Origin of the sequence: Sinisalibacter lacisalsi (genome assembly GCF_014640115.1) — a bacterium.
In the GTDB taxonomy this organism is placed as follows: domain Bacteria; phylum Pseudomonadota; class Alphaproteobacteria; order Rhodobacterales; family Rhodobacteraceae; genus Sinisalibacter; species Sinisalibacter lacisalsi.
Window position 1 is genome coordinate 21,135 of the sequence record NZ_BMGI01000002.1, and the last position, 17,335, is coordinate 38,469.

Genomic DNA, 17,335 nt, shown 5'->3' on the forward strand with positions numbered 1-17,335 from the left:
GCGCGGCGCGTCAGCCGTTGCCGCGCGCCATGCGCCCCGCGCGCCCGCCCCGGCGGACCTTCAGCCGCCCCTCGCGCTCCGGCAGGGCGTCCATGATCGCACGGCGCGCGTCGTTCGACAGCTGGCCCCAGACCGCGATCTCCTCGCGGGTGCGCAAACATCCGGTGCAGAGGCCGGTTTCGCTGTGGATCACGCAGATCCGCACGCAGGGGGAGAGGGGGGCTTCGCTCACAGGTGCCTCATCCGGTCGAGCGCGCCCTGCAGGATCACCCCGGCCGCCACGTGGTCGATCACCTCCGCCCGGCGCGCGCGCGAGGTGTCGGCTTCGAGCAGCGCGCGTTCGGCGGCGACGGTGGAGAGGCGCTCGTCCCAGAAGGTGATCGGCAGGCCGAGCACCCGGTCGAGGTTGCGGGCGAAGGCGCGGGTGGATTGGCAGCGCGGGCCTTCCGAGCCGTCCATGTTGCGCGGCAGGCCGAGCACGATGCCGCCGATGCCGCGGGCTGTGGCGATCTCGGCCAGCCGTGCCGCATCGGCGGTGAACTTCTTGCGCCGGATCGTCTCGAGCGGGGTGGCGACCTGGCGCAGCCGATCGGAGACCGCTACGCCGATCGTCTTCTCGCCGTAATCGAGCCCGACGAGGGCCGCGCCGGGCGCGAGCGCCGCGGCGAAATCGGCGATCTCGTCGTGGATCACTCGGTCGCTCCCGCCGCCAGCGCGGCCGGGCGCAGGGCATCGAGCGTGGCCGGGTCGCCCTCGAACGCGGCCTGCGCCGCCTCCCAGGCCGATTGCGCCCGCGCGGCATCACCCTGCACCGCGAGCGCGTTGAAAAGCTGCGCCCAGCGTTCCGGCGTTCCGCCCTCTTCGGTCAGGGTGTCGTAGAGCCGCGAAACCATGCCCTCGATCATCGCGGCGCGATCCTCCGCCTCCATCCCGGCGGCGGCTTCCATGTCTTCCGCCGTCGGCCCGGCAAGGGCCGGACCCGCGCCGTCCAGCCCGGCGCTGGCGGCGGCGGCGTCGATCTGCGCGAGATCGTCGGGCCGGCCGGCGAACACGGTCTGCGCCTCGCTCCAGATCGCGGCGGCGCGCGCGGTGTCGCCCAGCACGCCCAGCCCCTCGATCAGCCGGGCCCAGTCGGCGGCGGTCCCGCCATCGTTGGCAAGGCGCTGCATCAGCGTGGCGACGAGGGTTTCGAGCCTCTCCGCGCGTTCTTCCGGCGTCTGGTTCTCGGCCGCGGCGATATCGCCGGCGCTGAGCCCCGGCACGCGCGATTCGAGCTGCGGCGGGGTGTAGTCCTCGCCCGCCAGCGCGGCGAGCTGGCGAATCTGCGCCATGATCGGCGGCACCCAGGGCTCGGACGGGTCGGACCCCTCCAGCAGGTCGCGCCAGATCGGGAAGGCGAGATCCGGCCGCCCGGTCTGGGCGTGCAGCAGGCCCGCGTAGTAGCGCGCGACATGGTCGCGCGGGTTGAGCGCCAGCGCTGCGTCGATCGCGGCCTCGGCTTCGGGCGAGATCTCGCCGCCGGCCGCGAGCGCGAGCAGGTCGGCGTATTGGGAATACTCCTCCGCCGAGGCGTTCGGCCCCTTGAGGTCGATCGCCCGCGCCATCGCCTCGTGGGCGGCGACGTAATTGCCGAGTGCCGCCTCGTGCTGGGCGACCAGGAGCTGGCCCTGCACTTCGCCGGGCCGTTCGGCCACCGCAGTGCGCAGCTTGTCTACCAGTTCCAGGTAGTCGGCGGGGGCCTCGGCCGGCGGTCCGGCCCAGTCCGGGAGCGTGGCCTCGATCTCGGCCTGGCTGGCGCGGGTTTCACGGGCGATCTCGGCCGCCTCGAAGCGCGCTTTCAGCGGCATGTCCCAGTAGCCGGGCGCGCCCATGTCGGCGTAGAGCCAGAACCCGCCGCCGAGGATCGCCGCGCCGGACAGGGCCAAGGCGGCGATGGTGGCGCCGCGCGGGGCCTTGCCCGCCAACTCGCCGGCCTGCGCCTTGCGGTCGGCATCGAGCAGGCGGCGCGAGATCTCGACCTTCGCGCGCTCGGCCTCTTCGGCGCCGATGACCCCGCGGCCAACGTCGCGGTCCAGTTCCTTGAGCTGGTCGCGGTAGACCTGCATGTCGTAATCCGCCGTCGTGGCCGCGTCGTCCGGGCCGGTGAACAGCGCGCGGCCGAGAATGGCCGTGGCAACGATGGCGAAAAGGCCCGCCAGTATCCAGAACCCGATCATGGCTTCTCCAATCCGTTTGCCCCCACTTATAGGACTGCACCGCCCGGCAAAAGCCCCCTGCGACGCCCCGCCCCGGTGGAGAAGACGCAATGTCGCAGATGTGATGTCGCATTTGTCGGGTGTAAGGCCGCTAGTTGCATTGGCCCGGTGGGGAAAGACGTGAGACAAGAGGCGCGAAAGCCCGGGAAGGAGCCCGCGATGAGACGCTACTCAGCCTTTGCCATCGCCCGCGAGGCGCTGCGCTATCACCAGGGGTGGGAGCGCGCCTGGGCCTCGCCCGCGCCGAAAAAGCGCTACGACGCCATCGTCGTCGGCGCCGGCGGTCACGGGCTGGCCACGGCCTTCTACCTTGGCCGGAACCACGGCATCACCAATGTCGCGGTGATCGAGAAGGGCTGGCTCGGCGGCGGCAACACCGGGCGCAACACCACGATCATCCGCTCGAACTACCTGCAGGACCCCTCGGCCGCGATCTACGAGAAGGCGCGCAGCCTCTACGAGACGATGAGCCAGGACCTGAACATGAACGTGATGTTCAGCCCGCGCGGCGTGATCATGCTGGCCCAGACCGAGCACGAGAAGCGCGGCTACCTGCGCACCGCGCATGCCAACGCGGCGCAGGGCGTCGACACCGAGTTCATCGGGCCGGAAAAGGTCAAGCAACTGGTGCCGATCATCAACATCGACGGCCCGCGCTACCCGGTGCTGGGCGGGCTGTGGCAGGCCCGCGCCGGCACCGCCCGGCACGACGCGGTGGCCTGGGGCTATGCCCGCGCCTGCAGCGCGATGGGGATGGACATCATCCAGAACTGCGCCGTGACGGGGATCGAGACCGAGGGCGGCAAGGTCAAGGCGGTGAACACCTCGAAGGGCCGGATCGAAACGGGCAAGCTGGCGCTGGTGGTGGCCGGGCACAGCTCGGAACTGGCCGAGATGGCCGGCTTCCGCCTGCCGATCGAGAGCGTCTCGCTGCAGGCGCTGGTGAGCGAGCCGGTCAAGCCCTGCATGGACGTGGTGGTGATGGCCAACACCGTGCACGGCTACATGAGCCAGTCCGACAAGGGCGAGATGGTGATCGGCGGCGGCACCGACGGGTTCAACAACTACACCCAGAGGGGCAGCTTCCACCATATCGAGGAAACCGTGCGCGCGCTGGTCGAGACCTTCCCGATGATCTCGCGGCTGAAGATGCTGCGGCAATGGGGCGGCATCGTCGACATGACCGGCGACCGCTCGCCGATCCTGTCGAAAACCCCGGTTGGGGGGATCTACGTCAACTGCGGCTGGGGCACCGGCGGCTTCAAGGCGATCCCCGGCTCGGGCTGGGCGATGGCCGAGCTGGTGGCGAAGGATGCACCGGGACCGCTGGCGGCGGCCTTTGGCCTGGAGCGCTTCCGCGAGGGCCGCTTCATCGACGAGAGCGTGGCGGCGGGGGTGGCGCATTGATGGGTGGAAACAATTCCTCGGTAGCGGATGTCCGGCGCACCATTCGCGAGGTAACGGCATATGCCGAATTTGTTGAACTCGCGCCGTATCCAGACGACGCCGAAGAAGCATGGGGGATCGGCGACCGTCGAGATGTCCTCTGTGAAGCCCTTTTGGCGTACAGTTTGCTCGCGATCCGACGCCTCGATGATTTCCTTAAGTCGAGACGCCAAAAAGATGACGACATTATCGCGCCCGATCTCGAAATAGATCTTGAATATGTCTTGGGCGATGAAGGGGCGCTTCTTTCCGAAGAAACACGGGATTTGGTTAACAAATCAGCAGCGCATTTGACTAATCGAGGCCTAGTCGAAACTTGGGATCGAGAAATGGACCTCGGCGCGCTGTTGGAAGAAAAAATGAACGTCTTCGAGCGTTTGACCACGGAGTTGGATGCCATTTCCGGAAAGGAGATCGAATGCTGATCCTCGACTGCCCCTATTGCGGCATCCGCGCCGACGAGACCGAGCTTGCCCCGGGCGGCGAGGCGCATCTGACGCGGGTTGGCCCCGAGGGGTCGGACGCGGCCTTCGAGAGCTACCTGTTCGACCGCAAGAACCCCAAGGGGGTGCATTTCGAGCGCTGGCGGCACGCGGCGGGCTGCGGCAAGTGGTTTCATGCCGCGCGCAACACGGTGACGCTGGAGGTCTACGGCACCTATCCGGCGCAGGTGACCGAGCCGCCCAAGGCGCTGCTGGCGGCGATCTCGAAGAAGGTTCCGGGCTGGGAGGGCTGGCAATGAGTGGCTTCGAATTGCTGCGCAATCCGATCCGTGCGGGGGCGCTGCCCCCGCACCCCCGAGGTATTTGGGCCAGGATGAAGGGGGCAGGGGCATGAGCGCGCGCGTCGAAGGCTACGGGCGGCTGATCGACCGCTCCAAGCGGGTGTCGTTCAGCTTCAACGGCAAGCGTTTGCGCGGCTACGCCGGGGATACGCTGGCCTCGGCGCTCTTGGGCGCGGGGCAGGTGATGCTGGGCCGGAGCTTCAAGTATCACCGGCCGCGCGGGCTGGTGGCTTCCGGCGCCGAGGAGCCGAACGCGCTGGTGGGACTGGGCGAGGGCGGGCGCTTCGAGCCCGACCAGCGCGCGACCACCACCGAGCTGTTCGACGGGCTCGCCGCGATCAGCCAGAACCACTGGCCCTCGCTCGCCTTCGACGTGGGCGAGGTGAACAATTACCTCGCGCGTTTCCTGCCCGCGGGCTTCTACTACAAGACCTTCATGGCGCCGCGCGGGGCCTGGGCGAAGATCTTCGAGCCCTTCGTGCGCCAGTCGGCGGGGCTCGGCCGGGTGCCAATGGAGCCGGACGCGGATGCTTACGAGTATCTCTATGCCCATTACGACGTGGTCGTGGTCGGCGGCGGCGTGGCGGGGCTGCAGGCTGCGCGGGCGGCGGCGGCGACGGGTGTTTCGGTGCTGGTGATGGAAGACGCCGCGCATTGGGGCGGGCGCGCGCCGGTCGATGGCGGCGAGATCGACGGCATGGCGCCGGGCGACTGGGTGAAGGCGGCGCTGGACGCGCTCGAGGCGGCGGACAACGTGACCTTGCGGCTGCGGATGCAGGGAACCGGCGTTTACGATCACGGCTATCACCTCGGTTACGAGCGCGTGGCCGATCATAGCCCCGGCGACGGCCGCCCGCGGCACCGGCTCTGGCGCATCCGCGCCGGCCGGATCGTGACCGCGACGGGCGCGCTGGAGCGCCCGCTGGCCTTCTCTGGCAACGACGTGCCGGGGGTCATGCTCGCCAGCGCGATGCGCGACTACCTGGTGAACTGGGGCGTGGCGGCGGGCCGGCGGATCGTGGTGGTGACCAACAACGACGATGCCTACCGCACCGCGCTGGCGATGAAGGCGGCGGGCCGGGTGGTGGCCGCCGTGCTCGACGCGCGCGAGGTGGTGACGAGCCCGCTGGCGCAGGCGGCGCGGGACGCCGGCATCGCGGTGATGGAAGGCCGGGCGATCGCCGAGGTGCGCGGGCGGGCGCGGGTGAAATCGGTGCTGGTGACCACGCAGGCGGGCGCCGGCAAGGCGGGCGAGGAGATCAGGTGCGACGCGGTGGCGATGTCGGGCGGCTGGTCGCCGGTGGTGCACCTGTGGTCGCATTGCGGCGGCAAGCTGACCTGGGACGAGGCCGCGGCGATGTTCCGCCCCGACCCGGACCGCGCGCCCACCGGGGCCGATGGCGCGCCCTTCGTGCTGACGGCCGGCGCAGCCTCCGGCGCGCTCGCGCTCGATGCCTGCCTTGCCGATGCCCACGCGGCGGGCAAGGCGGCGGGCAAGGGCGCGGGCGGCAAGGCGAGCCGCAAGGCCGGGCCGAAGGCGGTGTGCGAGGCCGAGGCGCCGATCGCGCCGGTCTGGATCATGCCCGAGGGCGCGGGACCGGAAAAGCGCATGAAGATGTGGCTCGATTTCCAGAACGACGTGAAGGTGTCGGACGTGCAGCTTGCCGCCCGCGAGGGCTACGAAAGCGTCGAGCACACCAAGCGCTACACCACGCTGGGGATGGCGACGGACCAGGGCAAGCTGAGCAATATCAATGGATTGGCGGTGCTTTCGCAGGCGTTGCAGCAGGAAATTCCGGCGACCGGCACCACCACCTTCCGCCCGCCCTACACGCCGATCAGCATGGGCGCGATCGCGGGCGAGGCACGCGGAGAATTGTTCCAGCCGCTCCGGCGCACGCCGCTGCATGACTGGCACGACGCCCATGGCGCCGACTGGGAGCCGGTGGGCCACTGGCGCCGGCCCTATACCTACCTGCGCGCAGGCGAGAGCCGGGAGCAGGCGGTGCAGCGCGAGGTGGTGAACACCCGCGAGAACGTCGGGATGCTCGACGCCTCGACGCTCGGCAAGATCGTGGTGAAGGGCCCCGACGCGGGGCGCTTCCTCGACATGATGTATACCAACATGATGTCGACCTTGCCGGTGGGCAAATGCCGCTATGGCCTGATGTGTTCGGAGAACGGCTTCCTGATCGACGACGGCGTGGTGGCCCGGCTCGATGACGACACATGGCTGTGCCATACCACCACCGGCGGGGCGGACCGCATCCATGCCCACATGGAGGAATGGTTGCAGACCGAGTGGTGGGACTGGAAGGTCTACACCGCCAACCTGACCGAGCAATATGCCCAGATCGGCGTGGTCGGCCCGAAGGCGCGCCAGGTGCTGGAGGCGCTCGGGGGGATGGATGTCTCGAAAGAGGCGCTGCCCTTCATGCACTGGGCCGAGGGCGAGCTTGGCGGCTTGCCGGTACGGGTGTTCCGGATCTCCTTCTCGGGCGAGTTGAGCTACGAGATCGCCGTGCCCGCGAGCCGGGGGCAGGCGCTGTGGGATGCGCTGATGGAAGCCGGCAAGCCGCACGGGGTGATGCCCTACGGCACCGAGGCGCTGCACGTGCTGCGCGCCGAGAAGGGCTTCATCATGATCGGCGACGAGACCGATGGCACGGTGATCCCGCAGGATCTGGGGCTTACTTGGGCGATTTCGAAGAAGAAGGACGACTACATCGGCAAGCGGGCGCAGGCGCGGCCGCACATGGCCGACCCGGAGCGCTGGAAGCTGGTGGGGCTGGAAACCACCGATGGCTCGGTGATCCCCGACGGCGCCTATATCGTCGCCGAGGGGGTGAACGCCAACGGCCAGCGCAACATGCAGGGCAGGGTGACCTCGAGCTACCACTCGCCCACGCTCAAGCGCGGCATCGCCATGGGGCTGGTGCTGCACGGGCCGGACCGGATGGGCGAGGAGGTGACGATTCCGAGGATCGACGGCTCCGAGATCAAGGCGCGGATCGTGGAGACGTGTTTCTACGACAAGGAAGGGGCGAAGCAGGATGTCTGAGGCGGTATCGGCGCTGGGCGGCGCGACATTCGAGGGCTATTGCATCCTGCGCGACGCGGGCCCCACCGGCATGGTGACGATCCGGGGCGACCTGGGCGCGGCGGCGTTCGGCAAGGCGGTGAAGAAAGCCACGGGCTGTGCCCTGCCGAAGCAGCGCGAGATCGTGACGAACGGGGGGCGCAGGCTTGCCTGGATGTCGCCCGACGAACTGTTGCTGATCTGCGATCAAGGCGAGGCGCCGGGGATGGCCGCGGCGCTTGCCGAGACGCTCAAGGGCCAGCACGCGCTGGCGCTCGACGTGTCGGATGCGCGCGCGCTGTTCCGCCTCGAAGGGGCGGGGTGCCGCGAGGTGATCGCCAAGCTTTCTCCCGCCAACCTCGCCCCCGGCGCCTTCGGGCCGGGCGAGATGCGCCGCACCCGGCTGGCGCAGGTGGCGGGCGCCTTCCACATGCCCGACGAGTCGAGCGTCGAGATCGTCGTGTTCCGCTCGGTGGCGCGCTATGCCTTCGATCTGATCGCCAATGCCGCCCGGCCGGGCAGCGAGGTGGGGCTGTTCGCGCCCGCGCCGTGAGGCCCGGTTTCACGAAACTTTTGCCCGCCGGCGCTTGACCTTCGGGGCCTCCCGGCCCCATGTAATGCCTGAGAGAAACGATCAGATCAGGGAGAGACCCAATGGCTTTCGAACTTCCCGACCTTCCCTACGCCCATGACGCGCTCGCGTCGCTCGGCATGTCGAAGGAAACGCTGGAATACCACCACGACCTGCACCACAAGGCCTATGTCGACAACGGCAACAAGCTGATCGCCGGCACCGAGTGGGAAGGCAAGGCGCTCGAAGACATCGTGCGCGGCACCTACGAGGCCGGCGCGGTGGCGCAGTCGGGCATCTTCAACAATGCCTCGCAGCACTGGAACCACGCGCAGTTCTGGGAAATGATGGGCCCGGGCGACGACAAGAAGATGCCGGGCGAGCTGGAAAAGGCGCTGGTCGAGGCCTTCGGCTCGGTCGACAAGTTCAAGGAAGAGTTCGCCGCCGCCGGTGCGGGCCAGTTCGGCTCGGGCTGGGCCTGGCTGGTGAAGGACAGCGACGGGTCGCTGAAGGTCACCAAGACCGAAAACGGCGTGAACCCGCTGTGCTTCGGCCAGACTGCGCTTCTCGGCTGCGACGTGTGGGAACACTCCTACTACATCGACTTCCGCAACAAGCGCCCGGCCTACCTGACCAACTTCCTCGACAAGCTGGTAAACTGGGAAAACGTGGCGTCGCGCCTCGCCGGCTGAGCCATCCCGGCATGAAATCGAGCGGCCGTCCTTCGGGGCGGCCGTTTGCGTTTGGGGCGGGCTGTGGCAGCCCGGTCACATCCTCGCGGATCGCGTTTTTGTCGCGTTGGAAACACCAGAAAATCATCTGATTACTTACCCGGTCGAAAGACTCAAGAAGCATTCAAAGGATACGACCGCGAGTCGCGGCGAGTTGCGAGAAGGGGTGCAAGGATGTGTGGGCAAAAAGGCCGGGTGATCAGGGGTGGACGGGTTTGCAAGCGGTCGGGGGGCCTCGTGAGCTTCGCGCCCGTGCTGGCGGTCGGGGTGATGGCGCTGGGTGCGGGCGGTGCGCTGGCGCAGGCGGCATGGCCTTATGAATGCATCACGCCGCCCGTGGGCGGGCCGGCCGATACCGAGATGTGCAGCCTCGGAACATTGACGGGCGGAACCAGTAGCGATGCCAAAGCCGTGAGTGCCGATGGTTCGGTCGTTGTTGGCCAAACCGATTCGAGCATTGGCTCGGTGGCCTTCCGCTGGGTCGAAGGTGGCACCGGGGGCGATGCCGGCAATCCGCAGATGGAGGATATCGGCACGCTCGACGGTGGCTCCAGCAACAGCGCAATCGCATACGACGTGAATGCCGATGGCACCGTCGTCGTCGGTCATTCCTATTCACTGTCGGGCGGCGGTGCATTCCGCTGGGTCGAGGGCGGCACTGCGGGCATTTCGGGCAACCCGCAGATGGAGAACCTTGGCGCGCTGAATGGCACCGGCACCAGTTATGCCTATGGCGTCAATGCCGATGGCTCGGTCGTGGTCGGAAAATCGGATTCTGCCGCCGGCACGCGCGCTTTCCGCTGGGTCGAAGGTGTTGGCATGCAGAACCTCGGCACGCTGGACGGCTTGGGGATCAGCGAGGCTCATGATGTCAACGCCGACGGCACGGTCGTTGTCGGCTATTCCCTGACCTCTCTGACAAGAGCATTCCGCTGGGTGGAAGGCGGCACCGCGGGCCTTCCCGCCAACCCGCAGATGCAAACACTCGGTTTTCTGAGCGGGCATCTCTACAGCTACGCCTATGGCGTGAACGACGCCGGCACCGTCGTCGTTGGTTACTCGACGGCGCTGCCGGGGAACTCCGGCAACGCTTTCCGCTGGGTCGAGGGGGGCGACTTCGGCGGCACCTTCCCGCAGATGCAGAACCTCGGCACGCTCGACGGCGACAGCTGGAGCTATGCCAATGACGTCAATGCGGATGGCACCGTGGTGGTCGGAACCTCCGTTGCGCCGTCCGGCGCCAGCACCCGCGCCTTCCGCTGGGTCGAGGATGGCACCGAGGGCGATGCCGGCAATCCGCAGATGCAGGATCTGGGTTCGCTCGACGGCTCTTCCTACACCGAGGCGCACGGCGTGAGCGCCGATGGCAGCATCGTCGTCGGCTAATCGGACACCTCCAACGGAACCCGCGCCTTCATCTGGCGCGGGGAGATGCAGGATTTCGACAACCTCCTCACCTCCTTCCCGGTGCTGGCAAATGACAGTGCCGTGGCCGCCGCGCAGGCGCAGCAGGGGCTGGGCCAGACCATGCGGCAGGGCTTTTTCGCCGGGGCCGGGCAGTTCGGCATGCAGCTGCACGGGGGCTTTTCGTGGACCGACCGCAACCCCACCACCGTGGGCGCGCGCCGCACCAACTCGGGCGCGGTGAGCCTCGGCTACGGCGTCAGCGACGCGGTCTCCGTCGGCGTCACCGCCAGCTTCGCGGGCACCAGCCTCGCCAACAACGGCTTCGACATGAGCGCCGGCCCCGGCCTCGCCGCCTGGGCGCGTTACAGCGCCGGGGGCGCCGCCGGCACCGGGCTGCAGGCCGAGGCGGCGTTTGGCTGGAGCCGCGCCGAGGGCGAGATCACCCGTGGCCGGCTGCTCGCCAACGTCGATCTCGCCACCGGGTCTTCGTCGCTCGAAACCTGGGGCGGCACCGCCTCAATCGGCTACGGCATGGAGCTGGGCGGCTGGCTCGTGACCCCGCACGCGGGGCTGACCCATTACCAGACCACCCGCGCGGCCTATACCGAGACCGGCGCGAGCTTCAACGCGAGCTACGACGAGATGCAGGTGAGCCGCACCGACCTCACGCTGGGCGTGACCGGCGAGATCAGGGTGGGCGCGCAAGGCACGCTGTCGTTCGGTGCCGGGATCGAGCGGGCGCTGGGCGGGCAGGATGCCGTGCTGTCGGGCACCTCCGATATTCCGGGGATGACGACGTTCAACATCCCCGCCAGCTTCGTGGCGAACCAGACGCGCGGCTACGTCACCGCCGGCTATGCCCATGATTTCGGCAACGGCATGACCCTGTCGGGCGACCTGCGTGTCGGCCACGCGGTCTACGGCACCAGCCCGGAGGTGCGCGGCGGTCTCGCGCTCGGCTTCAGCTTCTGACCAGGATGGGCGGCGCCGGGGGCGGCCCCCCGCGCCGTCCGCACCCGGCGGCTCATCCGAGGCGGCCGTGCCGGGCCCAGGCGATCGCGTCGTCGAGCCGGTCGTCGCCCCAGAAAAGTTCCCCTCCGACCGCGAAGGTCGGCGAGCCGAACACACCCAGGTCCTGCGCCGTCCGGGTCTCGCGGGCGAGGGCGTCGCGGATCGTCGCCGATTGCGCCGCGCGGGTGACCCGTTCCGGATCCTGCCCGATCGCGGCGAGGCTGTTCGACAGGTTCGGCTCTTCCCCGTTCGGCTGGCCCCGTTCAAACCAGTTGCGATAGGTGGCGCGGGCGTAGTCTTCGAGCCAGCCCTCCTGCGCGGCGAGCGTCGCCACCTGGTTGGCGTAGGGCAGCTCGGGGCAGGGGTAGGGCGCGGGCAGGGTCGGGGCGAGGCCATGCACCGGTGCGCGGCGTTCGATATCGCGCCACATGTAGGCTTCCTTCACCGGCTTGCCCTTGAAGGGCACGTTGTTCTGCTCGACCATGATGTGACGCACGTTGAACGAGCGCCAGGTGAAGCTGACGCCGCGGTCGCGGGCGACCCCGCCGAGGCGCATGACGGTGAGGTAGCTGTAGGTGCTGCCGATCGAGAACCAGAAATCTATCGCGGTCATCTCTTTGCCCCCCTTGCAAGGTTCGGGGCCGCGCGCGGCGGCGTGCGGCGCTGGCGGCGAGTGTAACGCCGGCCCGGCCAGCGGTCGAGTGACCGCCGCGCGCGCCGGGTCGGGCACGCAGGGGGGGCGGGTGCGGGGGAAACCTGCTTGACCGCGCGCCGCATTCCTGCCCTTTGAGCGCGGGAAAGGGGCAGGCATGATGAGCGAGACGGCAAGGGGTATGAGCGCGATGATCGCGGCGACCGTGATCTGGGGCCTTTCGGGGCTCTATTACAAGCTGCTCGCGCATGTGCCACCGCTCGAGGTTCTGGCCCATCGCACGCTGTGGTCGCTGCTGTTCTTCGGCGGACTCATCCTCGCGCAGCGCCGGGCGGGCGACATCCTGCGATTGCTGCGCCGGCCGCGTGATCTCGCGCTGGTGGCCTTCGCGGCGGTGATGATCTCGACCAACTGGTTCCTGTTCATCTACTCGATCCAGGTCGGCCACGCGGTCGAGGCAAGCCTTGGCTATTACATGTTCCCGCTGGTGGCGGTGCTGATGGGCGTGGTGATCTATCGCGAGGCGCTGTCGCGGCTGAAGTGGCTGGCGGTCGCGCTCGCTGCCGTCGCGGTGGTGGTGCTGACCTGGGGGCTCGGCGTCGGGCCGTGGATCTCGCTCGGGCTGGCCTTCACCTTCGGGCTCTACGGCGTTGTCAAGAAGGGACTCGCCGCCGGGCCGATCGCCTCGGTGACGGCGGAGGTGCTGCTGCTCGCGCCGCTCGCCGCGGTCTGGCTTTTCGGCGTGCACAAGCTCGGCTGGGAGGGGCTGGTGGGGCGTAACCTCGGCGTCTTCGGCAGCGATCTTTCAACCTCGCTGCTGCTGGCCTTTTCCGGCGTGCTCACCGGCACGCCGCTGGTGCTCTTCGCCAAGGCCTCGCGCAGCCTGCCGCTGGGCAGCGTTGGCGTGCTGCAATACATCAACCCGTCGCTGCAATTCGCCGTTGCCGCCATCGCCTTCGGCGAGGTGGTCACCCGCTGGCACTGGATCGCGCTGCCGCTGATCTGGACGGCGCTGGCGCTCTACTCGGCCGAGACCTTCCGTCAGGACAGGGTGTCGCGCAGGCTTGCGCGCAGCGTGGCCACATCCGCCACCACCGAGACGTAGCCGCGCAAGGTCGCATCGGCGAAGCCCTGGTCGATCACGTGGTCGATCAGGCCGATCAGCGGATCCCAGTAGCCATTGGTGTTGAGCAGGAACACCGGCTTTTCATGCAGGCCGAGCTGGCGCCAGGTGAGCACTTCGAAGAACTCGTCGAGGCTGCCCGCGCCGCCAGGCAGCACCACGATGGCGTGGGCGTTCATGAACATCACCTTCTTGCGCTCGTGCATGGTCTCGGTGACGACGAAGGAAGTGAGATCGCGCTTGCCGACTTCGTGGTTGAGCAGGTGCACCGGGATCACCCCGAAGGTCTCGCCCCCCGCCGTCTGCGCGGCATTGGCGACGGCGCCCATCAGGCCGACATCGCCGGCGCCATAGACCAGTTGCCAGCCCTCCTCCGCCAGCGCCTGCCCGAGCGCCGCGGCCTCGGCGCGATAGGCCGGATCGGCCCCGAAGCGAGAGCCGCAATAGACGCAGACGGAGAAATTCGACACACCCATGGATGACCTTTCACAGAAGCTTTTGACCGGGTCTAGACCGGTTGATAAGCTGCCACAAGCTTCCGCCACCAGAGCGGAGGGGTGAAGGGGACGAAAACATGGGCGGTTCTTTCTCGGGCTGGGGAGCTTGGATCCTGGGCGGCCTCGCCGTGATCGCGGTTGCGATCGCGGGGTTTTTCCTGTTGCGGCCACCGGCGCCGCCGGAAGTGCCGCCGCAATCGGTCGTGCCGGCACCCGATCCCGAGCCGTCACCGGAGCCGGCGCCGCAGCCCGACGCCGCGCCCGAGCCGTCACCGGAGCCGGAGCCCGCGCCGGAGACCGAACCCGCGCCAGAACCCGCGCCGGAGACCGAACCCGACGCCGCGCCGGAACCGGCAACCGAAACCGAGCCGGCACCCGAGGCCCAGCCGGCACCCGAAACCGAGCCGGAGCCGGACGCGGCGCCCGAGCCGGCGTCGCAGCCCGAGGCCGAGGCACCGCCGCCGCTCGCCCCCGATTTCGACATCGTGCGGATCCGTCCCGATGGCGGTGCGCTGGTGGCCGGACGCGCCGAGCCCGGCGCGCGGATCTCGGTGCTGGTCGAGGGCGAGGAGATGGTCGAGACGCTGGCGGACCGGGGGGCGAATTTCGTCGCCATGTTCTCCCTGCCCCCCTCGGGGAACGACCGGGTGATGCGGCTCGAGGCAACGCTCGACGACGGCGAGCGGCTGGTTTCCACCCGCAGCGTGATCATCGAGGGGGTGGCGATGCCGGAGGTGGTCGCCGAGGCAGCACCAGCGCCGCAGCCCGCGCCTGCGCCGACGCCCGAACGCGCCCCCGAGACGGCACCAGAGCCCGAGGCAGCACCAGCGCCAGTACCCGAGGCGGCGCCGCAGCCATCGGCCGGGCCTGATCCCGCGCCGGCGCCGGAAGGTCCGGTAGCCTCTTCGCCCGAACCCGAACCCGCGCCCACGCCGACCACCGAACCCGAACCCGCGCCCGCGCCGTCACCTGCGCCGGAACCCGCGCCCACGCCGGCCACCGAACCCGCGCCTGCGCCCCAGACCCCGGCCGCGCCGCAGGCCCCGGCCGCGCCGCAGGTGGCCGAGGTAGCGCCTGGAGGGGCGACCGGCGTCGAGACCGCTGCAGACGCGCAACCGGGCGAGGCGCCGCCCGCCCTGCCGCCCGGCCCGGTGGTGGCGACCGAGGCGCCGCCGGCGCCGCAACCCGCGCCCGAACCGGCCGCGCCGCGCGTGCTTCTGGCCGGTCCCGAGGGCATCACCGTGTTGCAGGACCCTGGGCCCGCGCCGCCGCTGTCGATCGACACGATCTCCTATGATGCCACCGGCGAGGTCGCGCTCGCCGGGCGCGGCGCTGGGGAGGAAACCGTGCGGATCTACCTCGACAACGCGCCGGTGCGCAGCGCCCGAGTCGGCCCTGACGGGCAATGGCGGGTGCCTCTGCCGGGGGTGGATACAGGAGTCTATACCCTGCGCGTCGACAGCATCGCCCCCGATGGCGCGGTGACCTCGCGGGTCGAGACCCCGTTCAAGCGCGAGGAGCCCGAGGTGCTGGAGGCGGCCGGGAAACAGGCGGCCGAGGCGGTGGCGTCGGGGCGCAAACTCGCGGCGGTCACGATCCAGCCCGGCCATACTCTCTGGGCCATCGCCGAGGACCGCTATGGCGAGGGGATCCAGTACGTGCGGATCTTCCGTGCCAACCGCGACCTGATCCGCGATCCGGACTGGATCTACCCCGGCCAGGTGTTCACGCTCCCCGACGCGGACTGACAAAGGCCGCCCGCCCCATTCCCCGTAGACCCGATCGCGCGGCGACCGAGGCGCGCGGGCCCGGCGTGTTCGAGCCGCGATACATCGGCATGACCGGCCCGGCCTCTGGCCTTTTCGCCGCGACGGGCCTATCTGAGACGGATCAGGCAAGGGGACAGGCATGCGACAGCGCGGTGGCGGACGAACGACGGTTTCCGAGGCGATGATGTCGGGCGAAGGCAAGGGGCAGGGAATGCGCACGATCCGGCGTGTCGTGCCCTACCTCTGGCCCAGGGGCCAGCCCGCGATCAAGGCTCGTGTCGTCATCGCCATGGCCTTTCTCTTCGGCGCCAAGCTGATCGCCGTGGTCACCCCGCTGTTCTACAAGGCCGCGGTCGACAAGCTCACCGGCGAGGGCGAGGTCGACGCCGCCTGGATGCTGGGGATGGGGGCGATCGGGCTCACCGTGGCCTACGGCGTGGCGCGGTTTCTTTCGGTGGGCTTCCAGCAGTTGCGCGACGCGGCCTTCGCCAAGGTGGCGCAGCGCGCGCTGAGGGCGCTGGCGCTGGAGACCTTCCAGCACATCCACGCGCTTTCGCTGCGCTACCACATCACACGCAAGACCGGCGGCCTCAGCCGGATCATGGAGCGCGGGGTCAAGGGCGTCGAGTTCCTGCTGCGCTTCCTGCTGTTCAACATCGGGCCGCTGTTTCTTGAGCTGGCCATGGTCGCGGCGATCTTCTTCGTGCTGTTCGACGTGTGGTATCTGGCCGTCGTCGTCGGCACCATCGCGATATACGTCTGGTTCACCTTCCTGGTGACCGAGTGGCGGGTGAGGATCCGCAAGGAGATGAACGACCAGGATACCGACGCCAACCAGAAGGCTGTGGATTCGCTGCTCAATTTCGAAACGGTGAAGTATTTCGGCGCCGAGAGCCGCGAGGCCGAACGCTACGACGTTTCGATGAAGGGCTACGAGAGCGCGGCGATCAAGACCTCGCAATCGCTCGCCCTGCTCAACGCGGGGCAAAGTTTCATCATCACCGCCGGCCTCATCGCGGTGATGCTGCTGGCGGCCTGGGGGGTGCAGCAGGGCGCGCTCACGGTGGGCGATTTCGTGATGGTCAACGCCTACATGGTGCAGATCACCATGCCGCTCAACTTCCTCGGCAGCGTCTACCGCGAGATCCGCCAGGCGCTGGTGGACATGGGCGAAATGTTCACCTTGCTCGAACAGCCCGCGGAGGTGACCGACAAGCCCGGCGCCCCCGATCTGAAGGTGCGCGGCGGGCACGTCGAATTCGACGCGGTGAGCTTCGGCTACGAGGCGGCGCGGCCGATCCTGCACGGGATCTCGGTGGATGTGCCGGCGGGGCAGACGGTGGCGCTGGTCGGCCCTTCCGGCTCGGGCAAGTCGACCATCGGGCGGCTCATGTTCCGGTTCTACGACGTGAGCGGTGGTGCGATCCGCATCGACGGGCAGGATCTGCGCGACGTCACCCAGGCGAGCGTGCACGATGCCATCGGCGTGGTGCCGCAGGATACCGTGCTGTTCAACGACACGATCCGTTACAATATCGCCTACGGCCGCGCCGATGCCAGCTTCTCCGAGATCGAGGCGGCGGCGAAGGCGGCGAAGATCCACGATTTCATCGTCAGCCTCCCCGATGGCTACGACACCACCGTGGGCGAGCGCGGGCTGAAGCTCTCGGGCGGCGAGAAGCAGCGCGTGGGCATTGCCCGCACGGTGCTGAAGAACCCGCCGATCCTGCTGCTCGACGAGGCCACCAGCGCGCTCGACACCGAAACCGAGCGCGACATCCAGGAAAGCCTCAAGGCGATGGGCGAGGGCCGCACCGTCATCACCATCGCGCACCGGCTCTCCACCATCGCCGACGCCGACCGGATCGTGGTTCTGGAAAACGGCGTGGTGACCGAGGAGGGCAACCACGAGGATCTGCTCGCCAGGGGCGGGAAATACGCCGCGATGTGGGCGCGGCAGGCGGCGGAGGAAGACGAGGCGGCCTGAGCCCGCGTCCGGCCTGGCCGCGC

General features: G+C 69.0%; 16 protein-coding genes. 11 read left to right on the forward strand and 5 right to left on the reverse strand.

Annotated features, from left to right (window positions below):
• Window positions 1-10: 10 nt before the first annotated feature.
• From IEW01_RS05945 to ccmI, 3 genes are read right to left on the reverse strand one after another with little or no spacing between them, the layout of a single operon-like run.
• On the reverse strand, window positions 11-232 hold the full coding sequence (locus tag IEW01_RS05945; RefSeq protein WP_188526717.1) for a DUF1289 domain-containing protein: 222 nt from the start codon (window positions 230-232) through the stop codon (window positions 11-13).
• Entirely contained in the window at window positions 229-693 is a 465-nt protein-coding gene (gene ruvX / locus IEW01_RS05950; protein ID WP_188526718.1) for a Holliday junction resolvase RuvX, read from the reverse strand. The genes IEW01_RS05945 and ruvX overlap by 4 nt, the downstream gene beginning before the upstream one ends.
• Entirely contained in the window at window positions 690-2,216 is a 1,527-nt protein-coding gene (ccmI, locus tag IEW01_RS05955) for a c-type cytochrome biogenesis protein CcmI (RefSeq protein WP_188526719.1), read from the reverse strand. The genes ruvX and ccmI overlap by 4 nt, the downstream gene beginning before the upstream one ends.
• Before the next feature lie 198 nt (window positions 2,217-2,414).
• Here ccmI and IEW01_RS05960 point away from each other — a divergent pair, with 198 nt between their 5' ends.
• From IEW01_RS05960 to IEW01_RS05995, 8 genes are all read left to right on the forward strand, one after another.
• Window positions 2,415-3,662, forward strand: coding sequence for a sarcosine oxidase subunit beta family protein (locus IEW01_RS05960; RefSeq protein WP_188526720.1), 1,248 nt, complete (start codon window positions 2,415-2,417; stop codon window positions 3,660-3,662).
• On the forward strand, window positions 3,662-4,126 hold the full coding sequence (locus tag IEW01_RS05965; RefSeq protein ID WP_188526721.1) for a hypothetical protein: 465 nt from the start codon (window positions 3,662-3,664) through the stop codon (window positions 4,124-4,126). The genes IEW01_RS05960 and IEW01_RS05965 overlap by 1 nt, the downstream gene beginning before the upstream one ends.
• A complete protein-coding gene (locus IEW01_RS05970) occupies window positions 4,120-4,443 on the forward strand; it encodes a sarcosine oxidase subunit delta (protein WP_188526722.1) in 324 nt (107 codons plus the stop codon). The genes IEW01_RS05965 and IEW01_RS05970 overlap by 7 nt, the downstream gene beginning before the upstream one ends.
• 91 nt (window positions 4,444-4,534) lie before the next feature.
• Window positions 4,535-7,546, forward strand: coding sequence for a sarcosine oxidase subunit alpha family protein (locus IEW01_RS05975; protein WP_188526723.1), 3,012 nt, complete (start codon window positions 4,535-4,537; stop codon window positions 7,544-7,546).
• Window positions 7,539-8,117 carry a sarcosine oxidase subunit gamma gene (locus IEW01_RS05980; protein WP_188526724.1) on the forward strand — a complete coding sequence of 193 codons (579 nt, stop codon included), beginning with the start codon at window positions 7,539-7,541 and terminating at the stop codon, window positions 8,115-8,117. The genes IEW01_RS05975 and IEW01_RS05980 overlap by 8 nt, the downstream gene beginning before the upstream one ends.
• 101 nt (window positions 8,118-8,218) lie before the next feature.
• Window positions 8,219-8,827 carry a superoxide dismutase gene (locus tag IEW01_RS05985; RefSeq protein WP_188526725.1) on the forward strand — a complete coding sequence of 203 codons (609 nt, stop codon included), beginning with the start codon at window positions 8,219-8,221 and terminating at the stop codon, window positions 8,825-8,827.
• A gap of 213 nt (window positions 8,828-9,040) precedes the next feature.
• Window positions 9,041-10,252 (forward strand): hypothetical protein, encoded by a 1,212-nt coding sequence (locus tag IEW01_RS05990; protein WP_229738113.1) that lies wholly within the window; start codon window positions 9,041-9,043, stop codon window positions 10,250-10,252.
• A 45-nt stretch (window positions 10,253-10,297) separates the two neighbouring features.
• Window positions 10,298-11,245: an autotransporter outer membrane beta-barrel domain-containing protein gene (locus IEW01_RS05995; RefSeq protein WP_188526727.1), complete on the forward strand. Its 948-nt coding sequence runs from the start codon at window positions 10,298-10,300 to the stop codon at window positions 11,243-11,245.
• Between the two features lie 52 nt (window positions 11,246-11,297).
• Here IEW01_RS05995 and IEW01_RS06000 read toward each other — a convergent pair whose 3' ends face one another.
• Window positions 11,298-11,897, reverse strand: a complete 600-nt coding sequence (locus IEW01_RS06000; RefSeq protein WP_188526728.1) for a 2-hydroxychromene-2-carboxylate isomerase — start codon at window positions 11,895-11,897, stop codon at window positions 11,298-11,300.
• A 199-nt stretch (window positions 11,898-12,096) separates the two neighbouring features.
• Here IEW01_RS06000 and rarD point away from each other — a divergent pair, with 199 nt between their 5' ends.
• The gene (gene rarD / locus IEW01_RS06005; RefSeq protein WP_188526729.1) at window positions 12,097-13,041 is read left to right on the forward strand and encodes an EamA family transporter RarD; all 945 of its coding nucleotides are present in this window, start codon (window positions 12,097-12,099) and stop codon (window positions 13,039-13,041) included.
• Here rarD and IEW01_RS06010 read toward each other — a convergent pair.
• The gene (locus IEW01_RS06010) at window positions 12,978-13,535 is read right to left on the reverse strand and encodes an LOG family protein (protein ID WP_188526730.1); all 558 of its coding nucleotides are present in this window, start codon (window positions 13,533-13,535) and stop codon (window positions 12,978-12,980) included. The two genes, rarD and IEW01_RS06010, sit on opposite strands and share 64 nt — an antisense overlap.
• A 98-nt stretch (window positions 13,536-13,633) precedes the next feature.
• On the opposite strand from IEW01_RS06010, the gene IEW01_RS06015 reads away from it, so the two are divergent.
• Both IEW01_RS06015 and IEW01_RS06020 read left to right on the forward strand, forming a co-directional pair.
• Complete coding sequence (locus IEW01_RS06015; RefSeq protein WP_188526731.1) at window positions 13,634-15,304, forward strand: LysM peptidoglycan-binding domain-containing protein; 1,671 nt, start codon at window positions 13,634-13,636, stop codon at window positions 15,302-15,304.
• A gap of 202 nt (window positions 15,305-15,506) precedes the next feature.
• Entirely contained in the window at window positions 15,507-17,312 is a 1,806-nt protein-coding gene (locus tag IEW01_RS06020; protein WP_188527382.1) for an ABCB family ABC transporter ATP-binding protein/permease, read from the forward strand.
• Window positions 17,313-17,335 lie beyond the last annotated feature (23 nt).